This is a genomic window from uncultured Rikenella sp. (genome assembly GCF_910579375.1).
GTDB lineage: Bacteria > Bacteroidota > Bacteroidia > Bacteroidales > Rikenellaceae > Rikenella.
The window spans coordinates 1-26,689 of sequence record NZ_CAJTUJ010000008.1; the positions used below are offsets into that span (position 1 = coordinate 1).

Here is a 26,689-nt window from a genome sequence, read left to right on the forward strand (position 1 = left end):
CTTCATCGACCAGCGAGACCAAGGGAATGTATTTACACTTTGGCCAGAAGGAGTTCAAGACCAATGACGCGACACCCCGTGCCAACGGTCTTCAGTTGCGTTGCCTCTCGGAATAAACGAGCCCAAAGGGCGTTCTACTGGCAGCCTCTACCCGAAAACTGGCTGGAACTGCCCCAAGCAACTGGCCGAGTACCCTAAACACAGCCTCGACCCCAACCCACGGCAACCCCGACCCAGATCTACCCCAAGCAACCGGCAACAGTGGCCCGAAACCGCCCGTAACGCCCCAAACCCTTTAAGGACTACATACAAAGCCCCGAAGAGTAACCATTGATCCGTCATGGAAAACGACCTTATACAGACCGACTACCTGGCCGGCCTCAACCCACCCCAGCGGAGCGCCGTCGAAAACTACGACGGCCCCTCGCTGATCATCGCCGGAGCAGGCTCCGGCAAAACCCGCGTGCTCACCATGCGGATAGCCCACATGTTGCAACGAGGTGTTTCGCCCTACCACATCATGGCCCTCACCTTCACCAACAAAGCCGCCCGCGAAATGCGCGACCGCGTCGCCAAGATACTGCCCTACGACGCCGTGCGGGGACTCTGGATGGGCACCTTCCACTCCCTTTTCAGCCGCATCCTGCGCGCCGAAGCCCAGGTGCTGGGCTTCCCCGAAGCCTTCACCATCTACGACACCGCCGACAGCCGGAACGTCGTCAAAGCCATCATCCGCCAGCTCGAACTGTCCGACGAGCAGTACAAACCCAACGACGTCTACGCCCGGATCTCGCTCGCCAAGAACAACCTCGTCCTGCCCGAAGCCTACGCCGCCAACGCCGTGCTCACCGAAGAGGACGCCCGCTCCAAGCGGCCGAGACTGGCCGAGATTTACGCCCTCTACATGCGCCAGTGCCGGCAGAACGGAGCCATGGACTTCGACGACCTGCTGCTCTATATGAACATCCTGCTGCGCGACCACCCCGAAACCGCACGGAAATACGGCGAACGATTCCAATATATCCTCGTCGACGAGTATCAGGACACCAACTACGCCCAATACCTGATCGTCAAGAAACTGGCCGACGCCCACCGGAACATCTGCGTCGTGGGGGACGACTCCCAGAGCATCTACTCCTTCCGCGGCGCCCGGATCGAAAACATCCTGCGGTTCCAGCAGGACTATCCCGAAGCCCGGATCTTCAAACTCGAACAGAACTACCGCTCGACCCGCACCATCGTCGAGGCGGCCAACAGCGTCATCGAAAAGAACAGCCGCAAGCTGCCCAAACACCTCTTTTCCGAAAACGAACAGGGCGATCCGATTCGCGTGATCTGCGCCCTGAGCGACAAAGAAGAGGCCCAGCGCGTCGCCGGAGACATCCACACCACCCTCTACCGCGACCGCGCCACGGCCGACGAATTCGCCGTACTCTACCGCACCAACGCCCAGTCGCGCGTGATCGAAGAGTACCTGCGGGGAAATAATATTCCGTATCGGATCTACGGCGGCCAATCGTTCTACCAGCGGGCCGAAATCAAAGACGCCATCGCCTACCTGCGTTTAGCCATCAACCCGCGGGACGACGAATCGTTGAAACGCATCATCAACTTCCCGGCCCGAGGGATCGGCGACACGTCGGTCAGCCGAATCGCCGCCGCCGCTCAGGCCGAGGGGATTTCGATGTGGGAGGCCCTCCTGCGCCATACGCCGGAAGAGCTGGGAGTGCGCGGTGCGGCGGTAAAGAGCCTGTCGGCCTTCGTCCGGAACTTCACCGAACTGTTCCAGCAGGCGGGTGAGATGGACGCCTACGAACTGGCCATGGAGGTGATGGCCCGGTCAGGACTGGTGGCGCACTACCGGAACAGCCCCTCGATCGAAGACGAATCGCGGTTGCAGAACGTCGAAGAGTTGATCAACTCCATCCGAGAGTTCGTCGATGCACAGTCCGCCACCGACACGGAAACGGAAGAGGAGGAGACTGCGGAGATCGACAACGAGACACCGGCTGCCGATGCGCCGGAGGAGACCGCAGAGGAGGAAACGACGAAAAAAGCGGTCACGCTCGACCAGTGGTTGCAGGAGATCGCCCTGCTGACCGACATGGACGACAGCAAGGAGGACGACACGCCGCGGGTAACCCTGCTGACCGTTCACGCTTCGAAAGGGCTGGAGTTCAAGTACACCTATATTATGGGGCTGGAAGAGAACCTGTTTCCCAGCCAGCGGGGAGCCTCCTCGGCACAGGACGTGGAGGAGGAGCGGCGGTTGTTTTACGTCGCCCTGACCCGGGCCGAGAAACGGGCGACGCTGAGCTTCGCCCTCTCGCGGTTCCGCTGGGGGAGCGTCGTGCCGTCCCAGGCGAGCCGGTTTATCAAGGAGATCGACCCGAAATATCTCGACATGCCGACCTTGCCCGACACGGATGTCTTCGGAGAGCCCGAAGACGAAAACGCCTCGTTGCGGAACCGATGGAACGCTGCGGGAGGGGTGGCGACAGGTCGTTCCAAAGGAGTGGAAGGCGATCCGCGCCCTGCCTTCCAGCGCTACCAGCGCAAGACGGCTCCGCCGACGAGCGGAAACAGTGCCGCGACGCAACCGCCGGCGGGATTCCGCAAAGTGGAATCCCGCCCCGCCTCGGGCACAGCTGCGCCGCAGGGCAAACCGTTGGATAGCGCAGGCGACCTGACCATCGGTGCACGGGTGGCCCATGCCCGGTTCGGAGTCGGCACGGTGACGGCGTTCGAGCAGACGGCGACAGATACGAAAGTGACCGTCCGGTTCGAAGCGGCGGGTGTCAAGACTCTGCTCCTGAAGTTCGCCAAACTGCGGCTGCTGTAGAGGATGAGAGGCGGTTTTACCGCCTCTCTCTCAGAATCGGTATTTCAATTTGAGTCCCAAACCCAGGAATACGCCTTCGTAATCCACCGTTTTCACCCGCTTGTCTTGATCGCACAGGAACGGATTGACATGAATTTCCGGTTCGAGAATCAGCCCTTTGTACAAAACGATGTCTTTGCTGAACGTGAGATACGCCCCGTATCGGTCGTGATACGTGGCAAACGCCTCCCCACGATATCCCCCCTCGGATTTCGAGACGGCAAAATCGACATGGAATCCGGCACTGAAATTCAATATCTTCGAATAGAATTTATAACCTAACCGCAGCGAAACATACTGAAGGTTGTAGTTATATTCATAATATTCCACCTCAGGTCCTCCTGCGGAGTACAATTTCTCCGTATAAGAAAATTTTCGGTCAAAGATTCCGACCTCCACTCCGCTGTGCTTTGAAAATTGCGCCTCGCTGAACAAGCCGTATGAGGGCGAAAATTTCCCGTCGTCCGATCCGCCCAACTGCCACTCCGGCATAAAGCCGAAACCAGCCGAGTAACGATTCTTAAAACGTTCCTGAGCCCCGGCTTGCCCTGGGCCCCACGCCATAACAAAGGCCACAGTTATGACGAGCCCTATTTTCATGTAAGTTTTCATAATCAATCTTTTTTGTTTTTGAAAAGTCGGGATAAACACAATTATTTAGGCTGAATATCACAAACCATCTGAAGTGCAGCATTGAAATTGTACCCGCCCCGAGTATCAAAAATTCCGGGGGTAACCCAACAATCATAGCTACCATTCCAACCCCAATTCACATGTTGGAACGTATATAAAGTTTGATAATTCCGATTCACGTATTCTGAACCCTGAAGATGCCCCTCATACCAATAATTAATCCGATAAACCGTATAATATTCTTCCATTTGGACTCCATCAACAATCCAAGCATGAGCCACATTGGCCTGATCATCTATCCCCTGCATATACACCGGATTCCCTTTTAACAGATTATTATTCACCACGGTTCTGTTATAGGTAACCAGTGTCCCTGCACGATAACCATAATGATTCAAGGTGCGAGTCACATGTTTGCCTGATGCCGAACTACCTCCAACCCCATAAGTAACAGCCAAAAGTTCAGGACGACCTAAATCATAACACAACTCAGAAATGCTATTGATTGCCTCGGAAGAAATACCATTCCACGCTTGTATCGGGAATCGTTCCCACAAATAGGTTTTGTTACCATTGGTACCGATCTTATGATAATTCATAATCTGAGCTACCGCCGTCGTCACACAACCTATTGGGACATCGGTTCCATAAACGGCACCCACTTGAATATTGTATGGCCAATACTGTCCCCACTTCGTTTTAATACGAATGATAGAAGAGATCGGGTCGGATCTATATTCATATAACTCTTCCGTGATATTGTCCACCGGCATATCGACATATTCGATACCGTTCCACACCGGATACCGGGTCTGAGGCATGGAGCTCCGGTCTCCGAATCTTCCGTATTTATATACCAGCCGATTATAGATCGAGTCGCCCCGCATCGCCTCCAGCCGATCGATTTCAGAAACCATGTACGTTTGCAGACACTGAATGAAATATTCCATACCCGGATGTAAATCGTCCGAGCTGTAATTCCCCTCTCCTGAAAACGCCAGCACCTCATGGATGCGTTTATCTCCGGCAAACAACGCAAACCCGGCATCTTGGCCGAAAGCAACCACATAGATTTTCGGAACGACCGTTATCGTTCCGTCGCTTTTTGTCAGAGGAACCGTCGCAACAATGGAATCCGCAATTATCGACTGTCGGCATATCTTTCCGGTTTTAGTTTTTAATTCGGTTCGACCGAGCACCTCGGCCACCACCTGAGCTTTTTTCAAAATATCGGCTTTCGAAAGCACATAATCCGTATTCAGCAGCACGAATCGTTCGGCCTCTTCGGCCGTCAGCACCGTTTCGTCTTGTTTAGGAATTTCCGGTTCCGAAAACGACGTTTTTCGACAGGCAGAAAACGACACGATCATCCCTGCCAAGAGAATGACACACTTTTTCATGATTTTAGAGATAAGAAAGGGTTAGTAGCGCTATAAAGATATAAAAAATCCGACAAAGACAAAGTTTCCTCTTTCCGACATGGTTCAATAAAAATATTCGCTATATTTATAGTCGGATTTCGGTTTCGATTTCCGAGACTAACCCATAAAACCCGTTCGTTATGAAAAAATACCCCACCAACGAGATCAAAAACATCGTCCTGCTCGGCGCCTCGGGAGCCGGGAAGACCACCCTGGCCGAAGCGATGGCCTACGAAGGCAAAGTCGTCGAACGGCGCGGCACCGTCGAAGGGGAAAACACCCTCTCGGACTACACCGACATCGAACACCAATACAAACGGTCGATCTTCTCCACGGTCTTATACACCGAATTCAACGGCTACAAACTCAACATCCTGGATACGCCGGGGGCGGATGATTTCTGCGGCGCCTTGTTCTCGTCGTTCAAGGTGGCCGACGTGGGGGTGATGCTGCTCAACGCCCAGAACGGGTTCGAAGTGGGGACAGAGATACAGGCCCGGTATGCGCGGCGGCACGAAAAGCCGGTCATTGCGGCGGTCAACCAGCTGGATGCGGAGAAAGCGAATTGGGAACAGACCATCGAAGAACTGCGCGCCAACTCCGAGGCTCCGATCGTCGTGGTGCAGTATCCGGTCAATCCGGGGCCCGGGTTCGACGCTTTCGTCGACGTGCTGATGATGAAGATGTACCGCTTCAAAGGAGATTCGGGCGAGCGGGAGGAGCTACCGATACCGGACGAAGAGATGGAGCGCGCCAGGGAGCTGAACAAAGCGCTGGTCGAAGCGGCGGCTGAGAACGACGAAGCGCTGATGGAGCTCTACTTCGAGAAAGGGACGCTGACGCAGGACGAGATGCGGTCGGGGATCAAACTGGGGCTGGCCAAGCGGGACTTGGTGCCGGTCTTCTGCCTCTCGGGGCGGCGCGATATCGGCGTGAAACGGCTCATGGAATTTATTATCAACGTCGCTCCGGGGCCGCTCAAAGCGCCGAACTTCAGGCTTATCGGCGGCGGCGACGTGCAGGCGGATGCAGGTGGGCCGGTGTCGATTTTCGTCTTCAAGACGGCCGTCGAGCCCCATTTGGGCGAGGTGGCTTTCTTCCGGGTAATCAGCGGGACGCTGACCGAGGGGATGGAACTCACCAATATGGCCACGGGCAATAAGGAGAAGATCGGACAGATATTCGTCAGTGCAGGACGGAACCGGGTGAAGGTGACGGAGCTGTGCGCCGGGGATATCGGGTGCACGGTGAAACTCAAGGCGACGCGGGTGAACCACACGCTGAACGGGCCGGGAACGGATTGGCAGATCAACCTGATCGGTTTTCCGCAGCCGCGGTTCCGGACGGCTGTCAAGGCGAAAAACAGTGCGGAGGACGAGAAGTTGGGCGAACTGTTGATCCGGGCGACGTATGAAGACCCGTCGATCGGCGTCGAATACTCCAAGGAGCTGAAGCAGACCATCTTGTCGGGACAGGGGGAACACCACCTCAACATCCTCAAAGCGCAGCTGGCGGGGACGCATAAGATCGAGGTGGAATACCTGGCCCCGAAAGTGCCTTATCGTGAAACGATTACGAAGCAGGCGGCGGCCAACTACCGGCACAAGAAACAGTCGGGCGGCGCCGGGCAATTCGGCGAGGTCTCGCTGGTGATCGAGCCGTACACGGAGGGGATGCCGGCGCCGTCGAAGTACAAGATCGAGGGGCGGGAGCAGGTGATGAACATCAAGTCCACGGAGGAGGTCGAGTTGGAGTGGGGCGGGAAGCTGGTCTTTTGCAGCGCCATTGTGGGCGGTGCGATCGACGCGCGGTTCCTGCCGGCCATTATGAAGGGGATTATGGAGAAGATGGAGGAGGGGCCGTTGACGGGCTCGTATGCGCGGGACATCCGCGTGGTGGTCTATGACGGGAAGATGCACCCGGTGGACTCCAACGAAATTTCGTTCAAACTGGCGGGACGCAATGCTTTCAAGGAGGCTTTCCGCAATGCGGGGGCGAAGATCATGGAGCCGATCTACCAGATCGAGGTGCTCGCGCCGAGCGACAAACTGGGGGATGTGATGAGCGACCTCCAGAACCGCCGGGCGATCATCGAAGGGATGACCAGCGAAAAGGGGTTCGAGACCTTGACGGCGAGGGTGCCGTTGGCCGAGATGAACCGGTACTCGACCTCGCTGAGCTCGCTGACGGGCGGACGGGCCACCTATACGATGAAATTCGTGGGCTACGAACAGGTTCCGGCCGAGGTGCAGGACAAGCTGCTCAAGGCGTACTCCGATACCGACAAGGAGGAGTAGTCCGTTGATTTTTCGCTGAATTTCCGTGCGGGAGAGGCTCATGACGGCTGTTCTCCCGGACGGAAATTCGTTTTTTCCGCCGTTTGATTACTTTTGTCGAACCAAACTTCTGTGGGACATGTGGAGAAAAGTGTTATTCGGTCTGGCGCTGTGGTTCAGCGCGGCCCAGGCAGCAGCCGAAGGATTGAAAGTCATCGTTCGGAACGATGCGGGCGAGGCGTTGCCGTACGCCTATCTGTACGTAGGCAGGAAAGCGGTGGCGGTGACCGACTCGCTCGGCGTGGGGACGATTCCGTCGGCGAAACTCGCCGCAGGGGATACGGTCGGCGTCAGCTACGTGGGGGCGAAACCGCAGCGGGCCGTCTATAACGCGGCGATGCAGCAGCGGGGCGTATGGAACGTCGCTCTGGTCGAGACGATCCGGCACTCCCTGACCTCGGAAGAGGTGACCGTCCACGCCGACCTCGCCGACTTTTTCAACCGAAGTCTGAAACGAGTGCCGGTTATCTACTACCGGCACACCCTGTGCGGCCGCTTCTCCGTCACCGACCGTCCCAACACCGTGACCGGAACCGTGGCGGCGACCCAGACCCATCGCCGGCAATACCACTACTATCCGAAAAAAGAGATCGCCACGCAGGACGACACCACAGGCATGGACAGCGAAAACCTGGAGAAACTGCTGCACATGGGCCTCGTCCAACCGGTCGCAACGGTCAGCACGGTGAATGCAGCGAACCGGAACGCCCGTTACAGCTACCTCGGGCGGGAAGACTCCTGCCACATCTTTCGCGTCGCCTTCCCGCAGCTGGGCTACTACCGCCGCGCCTACTCCATGCAGTTCATCGTCCGGATCGGCATCGACGACCGGCTGATCCGCCGCGTGCAGTCGCACATCGTGAACCTGAACGACGAAACGTGGTGGACCCGGAGCGACATCCGCTATACCCGCTCGCCGCTGCGTCGTTTCGGCCGACCCGAGACCCTGGCCGTCACGCAGATAACGGTCGAATGGCCCAACGGAGGCGTCACGCTGGCCGAACCCCGTCTCTTCGAGGTCGGTGCAGCGCCGGCCGCCGCGGAAATACAGAACAGATAACCCCCATGAAGAAGAAAAAGATACACATCGTCACCCTCGGGTGCGCCAAGAACCTCGTTGATTCGGAACACCTGGCCGGTCAGCTCGACGCGGAAGGGTGGGAAGTGGTCTACGACAGCGACTCAACCGACGCCCGGGTGGTGGTGATCAACACCTGCGGCTTTATCGGCGATGCCAAAGAGGAGTCCGTCAACACCATCCTGCGGTTCGCCGCCGCCAAAGAAGCCGGGGATATTGATCACCTGTTCGTCATGGGGTGCCTCAGCGAACGATACCGCGACGAACTGCGCGGCGAGCTGCCCGAAGTGGACGACTTTTTCGGCGTCAGGGATCTGAGCGACATCCTGCGCACCGTGGGGACGACCTACCGCGACGAACTGCGCGGCGAACGGCGGCTGACCACACCCGCCCACTACGCCTACCTCAAGATTTCGGAGGGATGCAACTGGGGGTGCGGTTATTGCGCCATTCCACTCATTCGGGGGCGGCACGTTTCGGTGCCCTTCGAAGAGCTGATCGACGAAGCGACGACACTCGCCCGGAAAGGCGTGCGCGAACTCATCGTCATCGCCCAGGACACCACCTACTACGGCATCGACCTCTACGGACGGCGGAGACTCGGAGAGCTGCTGCGCGCCTTGTGCCGGATCGACGACATCGAGTGGGTGCGGCTGCACTACGCCTACCCCGCACACTTCCCGCAGGAGGTGATCGACGCCATGCGCGACGAGCCGAAAATCTGCAAATACCTCGATATTCCGTTGCAACACATCTCCGACCGGATGCTCCGCTCCATGCGGCGCGGCCTGTCGAAAGCCGAGACCATCGACCTCATCGGCCGACTGCGGCGCGAGATTCCGGACATCGCCCTGCGGACGACCCTGCTCGTGGGCTACCCGGGCGAGACAGAGGCGGATTTCGAGGAACTGCTCGACTTCGTCCGCCAATCGCGGTTCGACCGACTCGGCGTCTTTCCCTACTCCGAAGAGGAGGGCACCTACTCCGCCACCGAGCTCGCCGACGACGTGCCGGAAGCGGTCAAAACGGAACGTGTCGAACGCATCATGACCCTGCAACAGGAGATTGCCCGACAGAAAAACGAACGGCTCGTGGGACAGGTGCACCAGGTGATCATCGACCGGCGCGAGGGCGATTTTTGGGTCGGTCGCACCCAATACGACTCGCCGGAAGTAGATCAGGAGGTGCTGATCGCCTCCACCGCACCGCTCGCCCCGGGCACCCTGACCGACATCCGGATCACCGCAGCGGACGACTACGACCTGCGCGGCGAACTCGCCGGAACGGACAGGTAAAGCCCGTATTTGTAAATCCCGCCGAAAAACCGTAGCTTTGCGGTACGGATAAGCGGACGGACAATGGCAGAGATGTCGGAACAAAGCCTCATCGAACGCGTCGAGCGCAACATTCAGCGTCTTTTGGCGCAGAACGCCGAACTGCGGGAGGCCAATGCCGCGCTGGGGGCGGAGAATGCACGGCTCCACGCGCAAACCGCGGCACAGGGAGAGGAGATCGCCCGGTTGCAGGCGGATATGGATCGGCTCCTCCTGCGCAAATCGGTTACCGAAGTGGCCGGAGGAGTGCGGGCGGCCAGACTCCGTATCAACCGCTTACTGAAAGATGTGGATCGTTGCATCGCACTGATGAACAAATAATATCCGGCGCCCGATTCGCTACGGAAAACGATTCCGGCGGAGCCTTTCGGACATCCCGATGACCGAACCGCCGTGCGGGCACGAAAAACGGCACGGATATTGCAGCAGATAAAGACAAGAGGTATGGAACGGAAGATGATGAAGATACGCGTAGAGATTGCCGAACGACCGTACCGACTGACCATACCTGCCGACGAAGAAGAACGGGTGAGACGCGCCGCCAAGCAGATACGCGACCAGATCGAAAACCTGAAACGCAACTACGAAGCCTCGCTGACCGAATACCTCGCGATGGCCGCCATGCGGATTTCGATCGAAAACGAAGAGAACAAAGAGCGCCTGCGGATGAGTCCGGAAGCGCTGCGGCTGCGAGACCTCGCCTCGGAACTCGACCGATGGGTCGGAGAGGGAGACGGCAACGACGGAACCGGAGACCCGATCGTCCAGGTTCCGGCACCGATCGTCAAACCGAAAAGCAAACGAGGACGGCCCCGGAAAAACCGGACCGACTCCGACTCCTGACCGGCGCACGAGACACACAGACACTTCGGCGAACAGCACCCTTTCGGGGTCGCGACAGTTCGCCCGACCTCCGGGCCTCCGCCCCATGATGACTTCAGCGGAACCGGAACAAACGTTCTTTCGGGAAACAGACGAATTGACGGAGCCCGTTGTTTTCGCCCGACGAAAACAACGGGTCGCCCGCTCCCATCCACCCACGCCGCACCTTGCGCGGCTGGCAGACAATCGGGGGAGCGGCCGGATTGACGGAGGCCTGTCGGCCAAAAAGACAGACAGGCCTCCGACATTTCCTCCTCCGCCCCGGCGTCTCACCTTTTCCGGTACATACCAGAAGAAACCGAAAATGCCCGCATGGTTTCCTTTTGCTTTGCGATACTCAACACTAACTACTTGGAGCACAACAACTCTATGGACGTAGGACAGGCCTTACCCCGTTTCGGCGGGTTTCTGTATTCCAAACGCCGCCCGAGCGCGGCGGCAGAACGTTGGAAGTCCCAAATCCACAGGCAGCTCCACCCATGATTTGACCGGAGTTATTCGTCAAACCATCAAAGGAAGCCATGCTTTTTTTATGCCTATACCAAACCAAAACAACTAAATAACCAAACCACACACACGAATGGATATACTGATCATAATTGTGAGTGCCGTCGTCGCCGCAGCCGTGGTGGGATACGCCACTTACATGTTCACCTACAAATCGACCGAAAAGCGGCGCACCGCCATCCTGCGCGAAGCCGAACAGGACAGCGAGATGCTCAAGAAGGAGAAAATCCTCCAGGCCAAGGAGAAATTCCTCCAGATGAAAGCCGAACACGAAAAACAGGTCGCCGAGCGGAACACCCGGCTGCAACAGATCGAAACCAAGATCAAACAGCGCGAAACCCAGCTCAACCAGGAGGGCGAACAGCTCAACAAACGCATCAAAGAGTTCGAAAGCACCCGATCCAGAGTCGAAAGCGAACTGCAATCGCTCGCCGGGCGTAAGGAAGAGCTCGACCGGCTGACCAAAGAACAGATCGTCAAACTCGAACAGATCAGCGGCCTCTCCATCGACGAAGCCAAGGCCCAGCTCATCGAACAACTCAAAAGCGAAGCCAAGAGCGAAGCGGCCGCTTATATCAACGACATTATCGACGAAGCCAAGATGACCGCCAACAAGGAGGCCAAGAAGATCGTCGTGCAGAGCATCCAGCGGGTGGCTACCGAGGCCGCTATCGAGAACTCGGTGACGGTTTTCAACATCGACTCGGATGAAGTCAAGGGGCGGATTATCGGCCGGGAAGGGCGGAATATCCGGGCTTTGGAGGCGGCGACGGGTGTGGAAATCATCGTCGATGATACTCCTGAGGCGATTATTTTGTCGGGATTCGATCCGGTGCGGCGGGAAATCGCGCGGCTGGCACTGCATCAGTTGGTGACCGACGGGCGTATCCACCCGGCGCGTATCGAAGAGGTCGTAGCCAAGGTGCAGAAGCAGATCGAAGAGGAGATCGTCGAAGTCGGGAAACGGACGGCGATCGACCTCGGGATTCATGGTTTGAACTCGGAGCTGATTCGGCTGATCGGGAAGATGAAATACCGCTCTTCCTACGGGCAGAACCTCTTGCAACACTCGCGCGAGGTGGCAAATCTCTCCGGGATTATGGCCGCAGAGTTGGGGTTGAATCCGCAGCTGGCGCGACGTGCCGGGCTCTTGCACGACATCGGAAAGGTGCCGGACGACGAGCCGGAACTGCCGCACGCCATGATCGGGATGAAACTCGCCGAAAAATTCAAGGAAAAACCGGAGGTCGTCAATGCCATCGGGGCGCACCACGACGAGATCGAGATGACCACCCTGATCGCACCGATCGTACAGGTTTGCGACGCCATCTCGGGCGCACGGCCGGGGGCAAGGCGTGAAGTGGTGGAAAGCTATATCAAACGTTTGAAGGAGATGGAAGACATCGCTATGGCGCATCAGGGGGTATTGAAAACCTATGCCATTCAGGCCGGGCGCGAGTTACGCGTGATCGTCGGAAGCGAAAAGATCAGCGACCAGCAGGCCGAAACCTTGTCGCACGACATCGCCAAGAAGATTCAGGACGAAATGACCTATCCGGGACAGGTGAAAATCACCGTCATTCGGGAAACACGGTCGATCAGCTACGCCAAGTAGGCATAAACACAGGGCGATTCTATTTGCCACAGGGGCGGCGGTTTGTACAAACCGCCGCCCTTTTTGCACGCTATTTGCAGAAGAATAGCGTCAAAAACACCTATCGCCTTATGAAAACCCGAATCCTGACCGCCGCCTTGCTCGGCGGCCTGCTGACCCTCGGCGCCCTCGCGCCGACCGAAGCCTGCACCCGCGCCGTCTACCTCGGCCCGAACGGAATGATCGTCACCGGGCGCACCATGGACTGGCGCGAAGAGATGCCCACCAACCTGTGGCTCCTGCCCCGCGGCATCGAACGCATCAGCTACGACCGCGGCCCTCATCTGACCTGGACATCGAAATACGGTAGCGTCATCGCCGCCGCCTACGACATCGGCACCTCCGAAGGGATGAACGAAAAAGGACTCGTCGCCCAGCTGCTCTACCTCACCGAAAGCCGCTACGACCGGCCCGGGCCCGACGATCGGCCCGTGATGGGGATGAGCATCTGGTGCCAGTACGTGCTCGATAACTTCGCCACCGTCTCCGAGGCCGTCGCCGAACTGAAGAAAGACCGCTTCCGGATCGACGCGCCCGCCATGCCCGGCGGACAGGCCTCCACGATGCACATGGCCATCTCGGACAGCACCGGCAACAGCGCCGTGATCGAATACCTCGACGGCAAAGTCTCCATCCACGAAGGACGCCAGTACCAGGTGCTGACCAACTCGCCCAGCTACGACCAGCAACTGGCCGTCCGCGACTACTGGGCCCCGATCGGCGGCCTCAACATGCTGCCCGGGACGAACAAATCCTCCGACCGGTTCGTCCGCGCCAGCTTCTATATCAACGCCGTCGAACAGACCGACGACCCGAAAAAAGCCGTTGCCGCCGTCTTCAGCGTCATGCGCTCCGTGTCGGTGCCGCTGGGCTTTTCGGCCCCCGGACACCCGAACAACTCCTCGACCCGCTGGCGGTCGATCAGCGACCAGAAAAACCGGATCTACTACTTCGAAACGACCCTCGCTCCGGCCATCCTGTGGGTACCGCTCGACGAAGCCGACCTGCGTCCCGGCGCTCCGGCACGGAAACTGACCCTCACCGGAGGCGAAGAATATGCCGGGAACGCCCTCGGGCAGTTCCGCAAGACCACACCCTTCCCCTTCCTGTTCGAGATTCCGGAAGACTTCAGCCTCTGATTTCCGCCTCGCGTTTCCGTTCCCACAGCACGTATCTGAATCACAGACCGATACGCGCTGCGGGAACGATTTTATTTGAACCGAATCCGAAAAAAGCGTAATTTTACAGAGACGCAGGCGGACGGAATCTCCGCGCCTCCTGCCGAGCCCAAACTTTTTATCAATCAACACAATATGTTTACTCCCGAAATCTATACGGCCCGCCGGGCGGCCCTGCGCAAGAAACTCAAGAGCGGCGTGATCCTCCTGCCCGGCAACCTCGACTCGCCGATCAACTACCCGGCCAACGTCTACGACTTCCGACAGGACAGCAATTTTCTCTACTACTTCGGCCTCGCCCAACCGGGATTCGTGGGGGTCATCGACGTGGATCGCGACACCGACTGCCTCTATGCCGACGAGTGGACGATGGACGACCTGATCTGGATGGGGCCGCAACCGACCGTGCGCGAACGGGCGGCACTGGCCGGCGTCGGTTCGGCAGGGAGCTTGCAGGAGCTGGCGGCAACGCTCAACAGCGCGATCAAAAAGGGGCGCAAGGTGCACTATCTGCCGCCGTACCGGAGCGCGACGAAGCTGCAATTGTCGGCCTGGCTCGGCATCGCGGCCGAGCGACTCAAAGACCACGTATCACGCGACCTGATTCGTGCCGTGATCTCGATGCGCGAGATCAAAGGGCCGGAAGAGATCGCCCAATTGGAAGAGGCGGCCCTGACTGGTTACAAGATGCACACGACGGCCATGACGATGTGTCGCGAGGGGATCGGCGAACGGAATATCGCCGTCGAGCTGGAGCGGATTGCAGGACAGGCGGGCGGAAGACTATCGTTCCGCAGCATCGTGTCGCAACACGGCGAGACGCTGCACAACCTGAGCTACGACGGGCGGCTCCAGGCGGGCCGGCTGCTGCTCATCGACGCGGGGGCCGAGACGGCGATGGGCTATGCGAGCGACCACACGCGAACGATTCCTGTCAGTGGTAAATTCACGCAGAAACAGCAGGAGATTTACGACATCGTGCTGGCCGCGAACGCCAAGGCACAGGAGTTGGCACGACCGGGGGTGACCTATCAGTCGATTCATCTGGCCGCGATGCGGGTGATTGCAGAGGGATTGCGGGCCTTGGGACTGATGAAAGGCGACCCGGCAGAGGCGGTCAAAGCGGGCGCTGCGGCCCTCTTCATGCCGCACGGACTGGGGCATCAGATGGGGCTCGACGTGCACGACCTGGAGGAGCTGGGCGAGAAATACGTGGGTTACGACGACGCGACGACGCGGAGCACGCTCTTCGGACTGGGAGCGCTGCGAATGGGCAAGGCGTTGAAAGCCGGTCATGTGGTGACGGACGAACCGGGTATCTACTTCATCCCGGCTTTGATCGAGAAGTGGGAGCGGGAGCGCATCCACACGGCTTACATCGACTTCGCGAAGCTGCACGACTACTTCGACTTCGGCGGGATCCGGCTGGAGGACGACATCCTGATTACGCAGAACGGCAACCGCCTGCTGAGTCGTCACCGGGCACCGATCACGGTCGCCGATGTCGAGAAAGCGATGGCGAAATAACCCGCTCTCCACTCTTCTCACGAGCACCCCTTATAACGCTGGCGCCGATAGGAAAGAAAATTCTTTCCTATCGGCGCCACCTTTTTATCAAACTATAAAACCTTCGTCGCCGTAATCGGCCAACGCCGCTCGACACCGAACGTGCATCCCGATACCCGCAACGCCGGAGGAAGCTGATACCGCTTGAAATCCCCGCCGAGCAGCAACCGGCAGACCCGTTCCACCGTCGCCGCCTCGAACCCTTCCGCCACCACCTCCGCCGACGACATCCCACCCTCGACCAACCGCACCAGAATCGCATCGAGCGTCGGATAGTCCGGCAACGAATCGGTATCCTGCTGTCCCGGTCGCAACTCCGCCGACGGCGCTTTCGTGAGGATATGCTCCGGAATCGGCGCCACCCTCCCCTCTGCCTCCGCCCGCTCGTTGATCCGCCGCGACAGGGCGTACACCTCACCTTTGTAGAGGTCGCCGATCACCCCCAACGCACCGCTCGTATCGCCGTACAGCGTCCCGTACCCCACCGCCGCCTCGCTCTTGTTCGAAGTATTCAGCATCAGCGCGCCGTGGCTGTTCGACAACGCCATGGTCATCATCAGCCGAATCCGCGCCTGCATATTCTCTTCGGCCAACCCCCGGCTCTTCTCGTCGCGGGCCGACTCCAACACCGGCTGCAACGCCGCCCGCGCCGCGTCGAACGTCCCGGCGATCGGCACCAGCCAGGCGTGTTCCGGCGGAAGCCCCACGCGACGAATCATCTCTTCCGAATCCGCCACCGAATGGTCGGTCGAATACTGTGACGGCAACATGATCGTCTTCACGCGCTCCGCCCCCAAGGCCTCCACCGCCAAGGCCAGCACCAGGGCCGAGTCGACCCCCCCCGACATCGCCACACACGCCTCCCGAACCCCCGTTTTGACCAGATAGTCGCGCACGCCGAGCACCAACGCCCCGTGCAGTTGATCCAACCGATCGCCCCACACCGCCCCTTCGGGCAACACGCCTGTCGCCGTGTCGATCACCGCGGTCGCCTTTTCGAAAAGCGGCAGCATCGCGACCTCGCCTGACGGCAGAGCCACCCCCGAACCGCCGTAGTAAATCGTATCGGTCTGTGCCCCGACCGCATTCGCCCACACCACCGGCCGTCCCAACCGTCGTGCCTCCCGAAGCAGCCGTTCACGGCTCTCCGCCGGTGCTCCGTGCCGAAAATGATCCGCCGCACAACGGAAAACCACCCCTCCGCACTCTCCGTCGGCCAACACCAGCCGCACCCCTTGCTCCCGTGCAAACGCCTCGACCTCTGTCACCGCCGCAGCCGCCTGTTCCCGGAACAAAGCCGAATCGCCCAGTCCCAACAACGGCCCACCCGTCACCGCATCCGCACCGAAAACCGCCACTTCAGCCCCGTATTCCTCCGCAACACGGGCAATCTCCGCCTTCATCCGGGCCGCATTGCCCACCACATCGCCCACTTTATTGTTCTGCTGTACGAGTGCTATTTTCATAAATCGACCTTGATTTCGAAGAGTTTATCCCAGTTTTTTCCCGTGACGAAGATCCGTCCCGTCGCCGGATCGCAGGCGATTCCGTTGAAGACATCCGTATCCCGGCGATGCGCGATCCGGGTCTCCAACGCCGAACAGTCGATGTAATGGGTCACGAAACCCGTCGCCGGATCGATCACCGCGATACGATCCGTCAGGTAAAGATTGGCCCACAACCGATCGCCCACCCACTCCAGCTCATTGATCGCCGCCACCGGCCCGCGATGATCCCGCACCCGGAACCGCCGCTGCTGCGTGAAATCGGCCGGATTCAGCACCCGTATCCACTCCGAACCGTCGCTCATGTAGAGCGAATCCCCGGCCGCATTGCCCGTCAGCCCCCACCCTTCACCCGAGTAGGAAAAAACGCCGACCTGCCGAAAATCCGAACGGCGATAGACGAAGCAGCGCTGTTCGCGCCAGGTGAGCAAGTAACAGACCGAATCCCCGACCAACGCCAGCCCCTCGCCGAAAAACCGTTCGGGCAACCGCACCATTCGTTCCACGCGCCCCGTTTCCAAATCCACGCGTCGCAACGAAGAGGAGCCGTACTCGCCCGTGCTCTCATACAAACCGCCATCGGCCCACAACAGCCCCTGGGTATACGCCCGCTCATCATGCGGATACTCGGCCACGATTTCCGGCACCACCACCTTGGGCTCCGGCACGACAGCCGCTGCCGCGCGGGACGACGCTCCGCTCTCACCCCTCCCCGCCGACGAGCCGCAGGCCACGGCTCCGCAAGCGATCAAACAGGCTAAAAACAAACTTTTCATACTACATCATTTTTCCGAACCGACGCCGCCCGAACAGATACCGCAGCGCGACACTCCCGCGATACATCACCCTCGGCGACGGCAGCGCAAAGCCGTTCCACCGTTCGCGCCGCAAACCGCGCCGCATCCGGCACCAGAAATCCCGATGCCCCCGCACCACTGCCCCGGCGAATGCGCTCCGACCGGTGCAGAGATAGACCGCTGCCTGTCCCCCATCGAGCCAGAAGCGGATCAAATAGATCACCGCAAAATGCCCGAGCGACAAATTGCGATAAAGCATCGCTAAATTATTCCGAAAATTAAGATAAATTTTCCGTGGCGAAGAGGCCGGCAACGCGCCGCCCCCCACGTGATAGACCACCGACTGCGGAACCACCGCCACGCGCCAACCCATTCGATGGAGCCGCCAACAGAGGTCGATCTCCTCCATGTGGGCGAAAAAGGCCTCTTCGAGCCCGCCCGACCGTCGCCACGCCTCGGCCCGTACCAATAAAGCCGCCCCCGTCGCCCAAAAAACATCGCGCACCGTATCGTACTGTCCCTCGTCCTGTTCTACCGTACCGAAGATCCGCCCCCGACAGAACGGATAGCCCAATCGGTCGATAAATCCGCCGGACGCCCCCGCATACTCGAAATATTCCCGCCGGTCATAAGCCCTGAGTTTCGGCATCGCCGCGCCGACGGTCGGTTCCGCCTCGAACAGCGCCGCCAACGGCTCCAGCCATCCCGGCGTCACCTCCACGTCGGAGTTGAGCAACAGATAAGCGTCGAACGAAACCAGCGATTCGTGCGCCAAGGCCCGGTTATAACCGCCTGTAAAGCCATAGTTCTTGTCGAAAGCCAAAAGTCTCACCCACGGATGGTCCACCGAGACATAAGCCTCCTCCAGCCAACGCACCGACCCGTCCGTCGATCCGTTGTCGGCCACCACGACCGTCGCCTCGCACCCCTCCGGCGCCCCCTCCCCCGTCGAACAGGCAATCACCCCCGGCAAGAACCGCCGCAAAAACGCTTCGCCGTTCCAGTTCAGGATCACGACCGCCAGCCTCATCGCCCCTCGCCTCCGTCCGTTTTGTCCTCGACAATCTGCCGCCCGTGGGCTTCCATCCACGACTCTCGGTTGTGCTTCCACCGCCGATGCGACCACATCCACAACTCCGGCCGCGTGCGAATCATCCGCTCCAGCCGCTCGGCATACCGCCGGGTGATTTCGCCCGGCTCGACCCGTTCGACCCCGTCGTACAAGAGCTCGAACCGCGCCTCATAATATCCCCGCCGCACCTTCCGCATGTCGAGGAACAGCACCGGCATCCCGCTCCGCACGGCCAGTTTCTCGGTTCCCACGAAAAACGGCGTCCACCGACCGAGGAACATCGTCCAGTTCTGTATCTCCGGCCACGCCGGAGTCTGGTCGGCAATCAACGCCAGGGTCACCCGCTCTCCGGCCCGATGCCGACGTACCATCTCGCGCCCCACTTCGTGCATCGGCACCGGAACTACTCCGAACCGGCTCCGGATCTTCCGATAGAATCGATCGGCTCCCCGATTACTCAACGGCCGGTAAACGGCCAGCGTGGTGCTCGGTGCGCTATAGAGGCCGAAATTCGTGGTGTACTCCCACGAGCCGTAATGGGCCATGGCCGATATCCAAGAGCGGTCGCCCGTCCACGAAGCGACCTCGTCCAAGTTCAGGTAGTTCATCCGCCGCCTCACCTGTTTCTCCGTGGCCGAAGTCAGCGAGAGGGTTTCGATAAACACGTCCGCCAGATGGGCATAGAAAGCACGTTCGATCCTCCGCCGCTCATTCTCGCTCTTCTCGGGAAACGAGGCGAGCAAGTTGGCCCGCACGACTCCACGCCTGTAACGCACGACGCTGTACAACACCCACCGCACGAGGTCGGAGAAGAGAAACTGCACTTTATAAGGCAGTTTCCCGAGCACCCAGGCGAAAGGATAGACGAAATAGTAGGTCAGCATCCGAGAACAAACGTCATTTGATAAACTCTGTGCCGGCCACGAGCCGGAAAATTTCGTCCCGCACCAACGGGTTGGTCGCCACGACGCTCCGCCCGAACGTATAGTCCGTTCCGCCGGCGAAATCGGTCACGACTCCGCCCGCCTGACGCACGATAAACGCGCCGGCCGCCACGTCCCACGGCGAGAGGTTGATGTGATAAAAGGCATCGGCCCGCCCGCATGCCACATAGACCAAATCCGTCGCCGCCGACCCCAACCGTCTCGCTCCATGGCTGTTGCGATTGAAGTAGGCGAAGCTCCGTTCGAAATGCTCCACGACTTTCGCATCCAGCCCGTAGGCCAGTCCGGTCAGCACCAGCGCGTCGTCGACACCGGCCACTTCGGAGACGTGTATCGGCTCCCCGTTACAGAAAGCCCCCGAAGCCCCTTTCCAGGTGTAGAAGCTCTCCTGCAACGTGACTTCGTACACCACCCCGACAACCGCCTCTTTGGTCTGCGTATCCCACAATGCGATGCTAACGGCATAGGGCGGCAATCCGTGTACGAAATTGGTGGTGCCGTCCAACGGATCGACGATCCACTGGTACGGCGCCTCGGCATCGACGCGTCCCGAGCCCTCTTCGGCCACAAAGGCGGCTTCGGGCACCAAAGCGCCGAGGGCTTCGACAATGATCCGCTCGGCCCCTTTGTCCACATACGAGACGAAGTTGTGCACGCCCTTGACTTCGACACGGTCGGCGGTAAATCGCTTCCGCTCGGCGGCAATATAGTCTCCTGCCTCCCGCGCGATCTCCCGGACGCGGGTACAGATCGGTTCCCAATCGACCGGTATGTTGTTCTTCGTCTGTTCCATGCGACGCTTTTTCGGATGATTACACAAAGATAGTGATTCTTGCAACGGATAATCCGTACAAAAGGGGGAATTTTTGGAGGATATGCCGCATAAAAAAGGCTTGCCCCTTCCGGTGCAAGCCTTTTCGTTACCTGATCCGCTTCAAAAAAGAAGCCGGACGAACTATTTCTGGCGGTAGATCTTGGTATATCCGTAGATAGCCTCGTCCCCGAGTTCCTCTTCGATGCGGAGGAGCTGGTTGTATTTGGCCATCCGGTCGGAACGGCTCATCGAACCGGTCTTGATCTGGCCCGAGTTGGTAGCCACGGCGATATCGGCGATGGTAGCATCCTCGGTTTCGCCCGAACGGTGCGAGGTCACGCTGGTATAGCCTGCACGGTGCGCCATTTCGATGGCATCCAAGGTCTCGGTCAGCGAGCCGATCTGGTTCACTTTGATCAGGATGGAGTTCCCGCAACCCATTTCGATCCCTTTCTTCAAGAACTCGACGTTGGTCACGAACAGGTCGTCGCCGACCAGCTGGCACTTGTCGCCGATCGCTGCGGTCAGTTTCTGCCACCCTTCCCAGTCGTTTTCGCTCATACCGTCTTCGATCGAGTCGATCGGGTACTTGGTCACCAACCCTTTCAGGTATTCCACCTGCTGGTCAGAGGTCAGTTTAGCCCCTTTATCCCCTTCGAAGATGGTGTAGTCGTAAACGCCGTTCTTATAGAATTCCGACGATGCGCAGTCCATACCGATCGACACATCACCCCCTTCGCACTTCCGACCCGGTTTGTAACCGGCTTTTTTAATGGCTTCGATGATCGATTCGATGGCGTCTTCGGTACCTTTCAAGGTCGGTGCGAACCCGCCTTCGTCGCCCACTGCGGTCGAAAGGCCGCGGTCATGCAGCACCTTCTTGAGAGCATGGAACACCTCTGCCCCCATCCGCAAGCCTTCGCGGAACGAGGTAGCGCCTACCGGACGGATCATGAATTCCTGGAAAGCGATCGGCGCATCCGAGTGCGAACCGCCGTTGATGATGTTCATCATCGGCACCGGCAGCGTTTTGGCATTCGAACCGCCGATGTAGCGATACAACGGCACCCCGACATAATTAGCCGCAGCTTTGGCACAAGCCAGCGATACGCCCAAAATGGCATTGGCGCCGAGGTTCGACTTGGTGGGCGTCCCGTCCAGTGCGATCATGGTCTTGTCGATCCCGACCTGGTCGGTCACCATCATGCCGACGATTTCTTTGGCAATCACGTCATTGACATTCTGCACCGCTTTGAGCACCCCTTTCCCGAGGTAGCGTCCTTTGTCGCCGTCGCGCAGTTCGAGGGCTTCGTTTTCGCCGGTTGATGCGCCGCTCGGCACAGCTGCACGCCCGAAAGCGCCGCTGGCGGTGAGTACTTCCACTTCGATGGTCGGATTACCGCGCGAGTCGAGAATTTCGCGGGCATGTACACTGATGATTTGTCCCATTTCTTATTGTTGATTATTAGGTATTTGAGCCTCGTTCAGCCCGATTCCGAAAAGAATCGAGGGGTGTCTACCGCATATCGGTAAACACCCCTCAAAAATAGTACTTTGTTTCTGACTATGCAAATTATTCGACTTCGGCAGCCACCGCTTCCACCGCAGCAACTTCCGCAACCGGCGTTTCCGCTGCCGGAGTCGCATTCTCCGTCGCAGTCGCGGTTTTCTTAGCCCCACCGGCCCGCCGAGTCCGTCCCTTCGCAGCGCCTTTCTTAGCTGCGCCGCCGTTCTGGGTGTATTCGGTGTCGAAGTCTACAAGTTCGATGAAGCAGGTTTCGGCCCCATCCCCCTGCCGGAATCCGGTCTTCAGGATACGACAGTATCCGCCCGGCCGTTCCGCAATCTTCGGAGCGACTTCGCGGAAGAGTTCGGTCACGGCTTCCTTGTTTTTCAGGTAAGCGAAGACCATACGCCGCGAATGGGTCGAGTCGTCTTTCGATTTGGTAATGATCGGTTCCACGTAAGTCCTGAGGGCTTTAGCCTTAGCGAGGGTGGTGCTGATTCGTTTGTGGAGGATCAACGACACGGCCATATTCGCCATCAAGGCTTTGCGGTGCGAAGCCTGCCGCCCGAGGTGGTTTACGGTTTTGTTATGTCTCATGGTTGTGTTTAGTCTTTGTCAAGTTTGTACTTAGCGACGTCCATCCCGAAGTGGAGGTTCAGGTTGGCGAGCAGTTCGTCGAGTTCGGACAAGGATTTCTTCCCGAAATTTCTGAATTTCAAGAGGTCGCTGCGCTGGAACCGCACGAGTTCGCCCAGCGTCTCCACTTCTGCCGCTTTGAGGCAGTTCAAGGCCCGCACCGACAGATCCTGCTCCGTCAGCTTGGTCTTCAACAGTTGCCGCATGTGGAGGATATCCTCGTCAAACTCTTCGGTGGTCGCCTTTTCTTCGGTTTCAAGGGTGATCTTTTCGTCGGAAAAGAGCATGAAGTGGAAGATCAGAATCTTGGCCGCCTCCTTGAGCGCCTCCTTGGGATGAATGGATCCGTCGGTGGTAATCTCGATGGTGAGTTTTTCGTAGTCGGTCTTCTGTTCGACGCGGTAGTTTTCGACCGCGTACTTCACGTTCTTGATCGGCGTGTGGATCGAGTCGATCGGCAGGAGTCCGAACGGTGCATCGGCCGGCCGGTTTTCTTCGGCCGGCACATACCCGCGGCCTTTGCCGATAGTGAGTTCGATCTGGAACTTCACGTCGGGTTCGAGGCGGCAAATCAGCAAGTCCGGATTGAGCACTTTGAATCCGGTCATGAAGTTGGAGAGGTAACCGGCCGTCAGTTCAGTCACTCCGGCCACGTTCACCACCACCTTTTCGGATTCAATGTTCTCGACGGTCCGCACGAGGCGTACCTGCTTGAGGTTGAGAATGATTTCTATCATCTCTTCCATCACTCCGGGGATGGAAGCGAACTCATGGTCTACGCCGGGTATCCGTACGGTGGTAAAGGCGTAACCTTCGAGCGACGACAGGAGTATTCGACGGAGTGCATTGCCCACGGTGATGCCGTATCCCGGCTCCAGGGGACGGAATTCGAACCGTCCGAACGAGGCCGTGGAGTCAAGCATGATCACCTTGTCGGGCTTCTGGAATGCTAATATAGCCATAGTTGTGTGTACTCCTCGATTAATTACTATTTAGAGTAGAGTTCGACGATCAACTGTTCGTTGATGTTTTCGGGAATTTCGGCGCGTTCGGGTTTCTGCATGAATTTCCCGGACATCGACGCGGCGTCCCATTCGAGCCACGAGAAGCGGCTGCGCTGGTTGGAGCCCAACGCGTTCTGGATCACTTCCAAGGCTTTGGACTTTTCCCGAACGGCAACGATCTGCCCCGGTTTCAACTGGTACGACGGGATGTTCACCACATTGCCGTCCACAGTGATATGCCGGTGCGACACCAACTGCCGCGCGGCAGCGCGCGTGGGTGCAATCCCCATCCGGTACACGACATTATCCAGTCTCGATTCGAGGAGTTGGAGCAGCACTTCGCCGGTCACACCGCCAGCCCGTTCCGCAGCTTCGAAAGTACGCCGGAACTGCTTTTCGAGCATCCCGTAGAGTGCCTTTACTTTCTGCTTTTCTTTGAGCTGTACGCCGTATTCGGAGACTTTTTTCCGCCGCCGATTGAGGCCGTGCTGTCCCGGGGGATAGTTCTTCTTTTCGAATGAAGAGTCCGACCCGAAGATAGGTTCGCCGAATTTACGGGCGATTTTGGTTCTTGGTCCTGTATAACGTGCCATTTTGTGTTTTTACTTTTTTGTCTTTGTTGAAAGGTATGGTAAAATGATCCGCTTTATGCGATCTTCCGGTGCTTTATGGGCATCGCTGTGAAGCACAGGTCTGCGAAAGCGACCGAAGATCAGACACGACGACGTGCCGGCGGACGGCAACCGTTATGGGGCAGCGGGGTAACGTCGACGATTTCGATCACTTCGATCCCGGCACCGTTGATGGTGCGGATAGCGGATTCGCGTCCCGAACCGGGCCCTTTGACATACACTTTCACTTTGCGCAGCCCGAGGTCATAAGCGACCTTGGCGCAATCTTGCGCTGCGGTCTGCGCTGCATACGGGGTGTTTTTCTTCGATCCCCGGAAGCCCATCTTCCCGGCGGAGCTCCAGCTGATGACCTGTCCTTCGCCGTTGGTGAGGGTGATGATGACGTTATTGAATGTCGAGTGGATGTGTGCCTGACCGAGGGCATCTACCTTCACGACTTTCTTTTTGACTGATGTTTTCTTTGCCATAATTTTCTCTGCCTAATTGGAGTTAGGATAACCGATTAACTACTTGGTTGCCTTTTTCTTGTTGGCAACGGTTTTCTTGCGTCCTTTCCGGGTCCGGGCATTGTTTTTGGTGCTCTGCCCGCGCACGGGAAGCCCCAGACGATGCCGAATCCCACGGTAGCAACCGATGTCCATCAGGCGTTTGATATTGAGCTGGATCGTGGAACGCAGTTCCCCTTCGACGCGCAGCCCTTCGCTGGCAATCACGTTACGGATGGCGCCGACCTGTTCGTCGGTCCAGTCTTTCACTTTGGTATCCTGGTCGATACCGGCCTTCTCCAGAATAATGGCGGCGGTACTTCTCCCGATGCCGTAGATGTAGGTGAGACCGATTACGCCTCGTTTATTTTTCGGTAAATCGACTCCGACAATACGTGCCATATGTGTGTTTTGTCTTTTTCTTGGAATGGTTTAAAACTCAGTTTCGACTCGCTCTCCCCGTGGCATCAAACTATATAAATAGAGGGATGCCCCAAAGGAGTAGCCAATCACCCCTGACGCATCTTGAGTTTGGGGTTTTTCTTGCAAATGACGTACACGCGCCCTTTGCGGCGTACGATTTTGCAGTCTTCGCTGCGTTTTTTGATGGATGCTCTGACTTTCATCGTGTTGTGTTGTTTTCTTTCAGTGGTTCCGCCCCTGAGAGAGGGTCGGCCTGCAAAATTACTTGTAGCGGAACGAAATGCGTCCTTTCGACAAATCGTAGGGGGACATTTCGACCTTTACTTTATCCCCGGGGAGAATCTTGATGTAGTGCATCCTCATCTTTCCGGAGATGTGGGCGGTGATTATGTGACCGTTGTCCAGCTCCACGCGGAACATGGCGTTGGACAGGGCTTCGATAATGGTACCGTCCTTTTCAATCGCTGCTTGTTTGGCCATTCGGTTGATTGGTTAAAGCATTGCTTTGCGAACCGCCGGTCTCAATCGATCGGCAGCCCTTTTTCGATATACTCGAAAGTGGTGAGGACATCCGGCCCCTGCTCGGTAATCGCCACGGCGAATTCGAAGTGCGCAGAGGGCTTCCGGTCGGCGGTTCTGACAGTCCAACCGTCCCGTTCAAAGATGACGTTCCGGGTGCCGAGGTTGATCATGGGCTCGATACAGAGCACCATGCCGGCCTTCAGCCGAGGCCCGCTGCCGCGTTTCCCGTAGTTGGGAACCTGCGGCTCCTCGTGCAGGTGGCGTCCGAGTCCATGTCCGACCATTTCGCGTACGACGGTCATTCCATGTCCCTGTGCATATTCCTGTACGGCGTGGGAAATATCGCCGATGCGATTTCCGACATGCGCCTGCGCAACACCTCTATAAAGGGCTTCCTTGGTGACGTCCAGCAGCTCGCGCACACGAGGCGCCAAGCTGTCCATACCTCCTACAGCGAATGTGTAGGCGGAGTCGCCATGAAAACCGTTCATAAATGCGCCGCAGTCTACCGACAAGATGTCGCCCTCCTGCAAAGCATAACCCGACGGAATCCCGTGCACGATCTGTTCGTTCACCGACATACAGAGTGTGGCGGGAAAGCCTCCGTAACCTTTGAAGTTCGGCACTGCGCCCTGCGAACGAATATACTCCTCAGCTAAAGCATCCAGCTCCCGGGTGGTAACTCCCGGACGGATGTTACGCCCCACAAGGGCTAAGGTGCGGCTGACGAGCTGGTTGCTTTGGCGCAGCAGTTCGATCTCCTCTTTGGTTTTCAGGTATATCATTTATATATAATAGAAGAACCTTTTTCTCGAAATCCGGTTCTACGGGTCGCTCGAACGATTCGGTTCGGATCAAGGGTGCGAACAATCATAGAT

The 26,689-nt window shown here is 58.2% G+C and carries 25 protein-coding genes; 9 read left to right on the top strand and 16 right to left on the bottom strand.

The window, feature by feature from the left end; all coding sequences use genetic code 11:
- Positions 1-340 precede the first annotated feature (340 nt).
- Positions 341-2,842: a UvrD-helicase domain-containing protein gene (locus QZ302_RS01790; RefSeq protein WP_294591808.1), complete on the top strand. Its 2,502-nt coding sequence runs from the start codon at positions 341-343 to the stop codon at positions 2,840-2,842.
- A gap of 30 nt (positions 2,843-2,872) precedes the next feature.
- On the opposite strand, the gene QZ302_RS01795 is transcribed toward QZ302_RS01790, so the two are convergent.
- Positions 2,873-3,235 (bottom strand): hypothetical protein, encoded by a 363-nt coding sequence (locus tag QZ302_RS01795; protein WP_294591810.1) that lies wholly within the window; start codon positions 3,233-3,235, stop codon positions 2,873-2,875.
- Between the two features lie 299 nt (positions 3,236-3,534).
- Positions 3,535-4,914, bottom strand: coding sequence for a C10 family peptidase (locus QZ302_RS01800; RefSeq protein WP_294591812.1), 1,380 nt, complete (start codon positions 4,912-4,914; stop codon positions 3,535-3,537).
- A 161-nt stretch (positions 4,915-5,075) separates the two neighbouring features.
- On the opposite strand from QZ302_RS01800, the gene QZ302_RS01805 reads away from it, so the two are divergent.
- The 8 genes from QZ302_RS01805 to QZ302_RS01840 all read left to right on the top strand — a co-directional run bounded on the left by QZ302_RS01805 (position 5,076) and on the right by QZ302_RS01840 (position 15,431).
- The gene (locus QZ302_RS01805; RefSeq protein ID WP_294591814.1) at positions 5,076-7,232 is read left to right on the top strand and encodes an elongation factor G; all 2,157 of its coding nucleotides are present in this window, start codon (positions 5,076-5,078) and stop codon (positions 7,230-7,232) included.
- Positions 7,233-7,350: 118 nt separating this feature from the next.
- Positions 7,351-8,331 carry a hypothetical protein gene (locus QZ302_RS01810; protein WP_294591816.1) on the top strand — a complete coding sequence of 327 codons (981 nt, stop codon included), beginning with the start codon at positions 7,351-7,353 and terminating at the stop codon, positions 8,329-8,331.
- 5 nt (positions 8,332-8,336) lie between these two features.
- Positions 8,337-9,644 (top strand): 30S ribosomal protein S12 methylthiotransferase RimO, encoded by a 1,308-nt coding sequence (rimO, locus tag QZ302_RS01815; protein ID WP_294591818.1) that lies wholly within the window; start codon positions 8,337-8,339, stop codon positions 9,642-9,644.
- 72 nt (positions 9,645-9,716) lie between these two features.
- A complete protein-coding gene (locus QZ302_RS01820) occupies positions 9,717-10,004 on the top strand; it encodes a hypothetical protein (RefSeq protein WP_294591820.1) in 288 nt (95 codons plus the stop codon).
- A gap of 123 nt (positions 10,005-10,127) precedes the next feature.
- Positions 10,128-10,526, top strand: a complete 399-nt coding sequence (locus tag QZ302_RS01825; RefSeq protein WP_294591822.1) for a cell division protein ZapA — start codon at positions 10,128-10,130, stop codon at positions 10,524-10,526.
- Between the two features lie 619 nt (positions 10,527-11,145).
- Complete coding sequence (gene rny, locus QZ302_RS01830) at positions 11,146-12,687, top strand: ribonuclease Y (protein WP_294591824.1); 1,542 nt, start codon at positions 11,146-11,148, stop codon at positions 12,685-12,687.
- Between the two features lie 110 nt (positions 12,688-12,797).
- Positions 12,798-13,865 (top strand): linear amide C-N hydrolase, encoded by a 1,068-nt coding sequence (locus tag QZ302_RS01835; RefSeq protein ID WP_294591826.1) that lies wholly within the window; start codon positions 12,798-12,800, stop codon positions 13,863-13,865.
- A gap of 174 nt (positions 13,866-14,039) precedes the next feature.
- Positions 14,040-15,431 (top strand): aminopeptidase P family protein, encoded by a 1,392-nt coding sequence (locus QZ302_RS01840; RefSeq protein ID WP_294591828.1) that lies wholly within the window; start codon positions 14,040-14,042, stop codon positions 15,429-15,431.
- Positions 15,432-15,523: 92 nt separating this feature from the next.
- Here QZ302_RS01840 and nadE read toward each other — a convergent pair whose 3' ends face one another.
- The 14 genes from nadE to map all read right to left on the bottom strand — a co-directional run bounded on the left by nadE (position 15,524) and on the right by map (position 26,596).
- Positions 15,524-16,936, bottom strand: a complete 1,413-nt coding sequence (gene nadE, locus QZ302_RS01845; RefSeq protein ID WP_294591830.1) for an NAD(+) synthase — start codon at positions 16,934-16,936, stop codon at positions 15,524-15,526.
- On the bottom strand, positions 16,933-17,751 hold the full coding sequence (locus QZ302_RS01850; RefSeq protein WP_294591832.1) for a glutaminyl-peptide cyclotransferase: 819 nt from the start codon (positions 17,749-17,751) through the stop codon (positions 16,933-16,935). Before QZ302_RS01850 ends, nadE begins: the two co-directional genes overlap by 4 nt.
- Position 17,752: 1 nt before the next feature.
- A complete protein-coding gene (locus QZ302_RS01855) occupies positions 17,753-18,802 on the bottom strand; it encodes a glycosyltransferase family 2 protein (protein WP_294591834.1) in 1,050 nt (349 codons plus the stop codon).
- On the bottom strand, positions 18,799-19,728 hold the full coding sequence (locus tag QZ302_RS01860) for a lysophospholipid acyltransferase family protein (RefSeq protein WP_294591836.1): 930 nt from the start codon (positions 19,726-19,728) through the stop codon (positions 18,799-18,801). Before QZ302_RS01860 ends, QZ302_RS01855 begins: the two co-directional genes overlap by 4 nt.
- A 13-nt stretch (positions 19,729-19,741) precedes the next feature.
- On the bottom strand, positions 19,742-20,581 hold the full coding sequence (locus tag QZ302_RS01865) for an inositol monophosphatase family protein (protein ID WP_294591838.1): 840 nt from the start codon (positions 20,579-20,581) through the stop codon (positions 19,742-19,744).
- 162 nt (positions 20,582-20,743) lie between these two features.
- Complete coding sequence (gene eno / locus QZ302_RS01870) at positions 20,744-22,051, bottom strand: phosphopyruvate hydratase (protein ID WP_294591840.1); 1,308 nt, start codon at positions 22,049-22,051, stop codon at positions 20,744-20,746.
- 124 nt (positions 22,052-22,175) lie between these two features.
- The gene (gene rplQ, locus QZ302_RS01875; RefSeq protein WP_294591842.1) at positions 22,176-22,706 is read right to left on the bottom strand and encodes a 50S ribosomal protein L17; all 531 of its coding nucleotides are present in this window, start codon (positions 22,704-22,706) and stop codon (positions 22,176-22,178) included.
- 8 nt (positions 22,707-22,714) lie between these two features.
- Positions 22,715-23,707 carry a DNA-directed RNA polymerase subunit alpha gene (locus QZ302_RS01880; protein WP_294591844.1) on the bottom strand — a complete coding sequence of 331 codons (993 nt, stop codon included), beginning with the start codon at positions 23,705-23,707 and terminating at the stop codon, positions 22,715-22,717.
- A gap of 26 nt (positions 23,708-23,733) precedes the next feature.
- Positions 23,734-24,342, bottom strand: coding sequence for a 30S ribosomal protein S4 (gene rpsD / locus QZ302_RS01885; protein WP_294591846.1), 609 nt, complete (start codon positions 24,340-24,342; stop codon positions 23,734-23,736).
- Positions 24,343-24,461: 119 nt separating this feature from the next.
- Complete coding sequence (rpsK, locus tag QZ302_RS01890; RefSeq protein WP_294591848.1) at positions 24,462-24,848, bottom strand: 30S ribosomal protein S11; 387 nt, start codon at positions 24,846-24,848, stop codon at positions 24,462-24,464.
- 39 nt (positions 24,849-24,887) lie between these two features.
- Positions 24,888-25,268 (bottom strand): 30S ribosomal protein S13, encoded by a 381-nt coding sequence (gene rpsM / locus QZ302_RS01895; RefSeq protein WP_294591850.1) that lies wholly within the window; start codon positions 25,266-25,268, stop codon positions 24,888-24,890.
- Positions 25,269-25,375: 107 nt separating this feature from the next.
- The gene (ykgO, locus tag QZ302_RS01900) at positions 25,376-25,492 is read right to left on the bottom strand and encodes a type B 50S ribosomal protein L36 (RefSeq protein ID WP_027290520.1); all 117 of its coding nucleotides are present in this window, start codon (positions 25,490-25,492) and stop codon (positions 25,376-25,378) included.
- 58 nt (positions 25,493-25,550) lie between these two features.
- Positions 25,551-25,769: a translation initiation factor IF-1 gene (gene infA / locus QZ302_RS01905; protein WP_294591854.1), complete on the bottom strand. Its 219-nt coding sequence runs from the start codon at positions 25,767-25,769 to the stop codon at positions 25,551-25,553.
- Positions 25,770-25,810: 41 nt separating this feature from the next.
- The gene (map, locus tag QZ302_RS01910) at positions 25,811-26,596 is read right to left on the bottom strand and encodes a type I methionyl aminopeptidase (protein WP_294591856.1); all 786 of its coding nucleotides are present in this window, start codon (positions 26,594-26,596) and stop codon (positions 25,811-25,813) included.
- Positions 26,597-26,689: the final 93 nt, after the last annotated feature.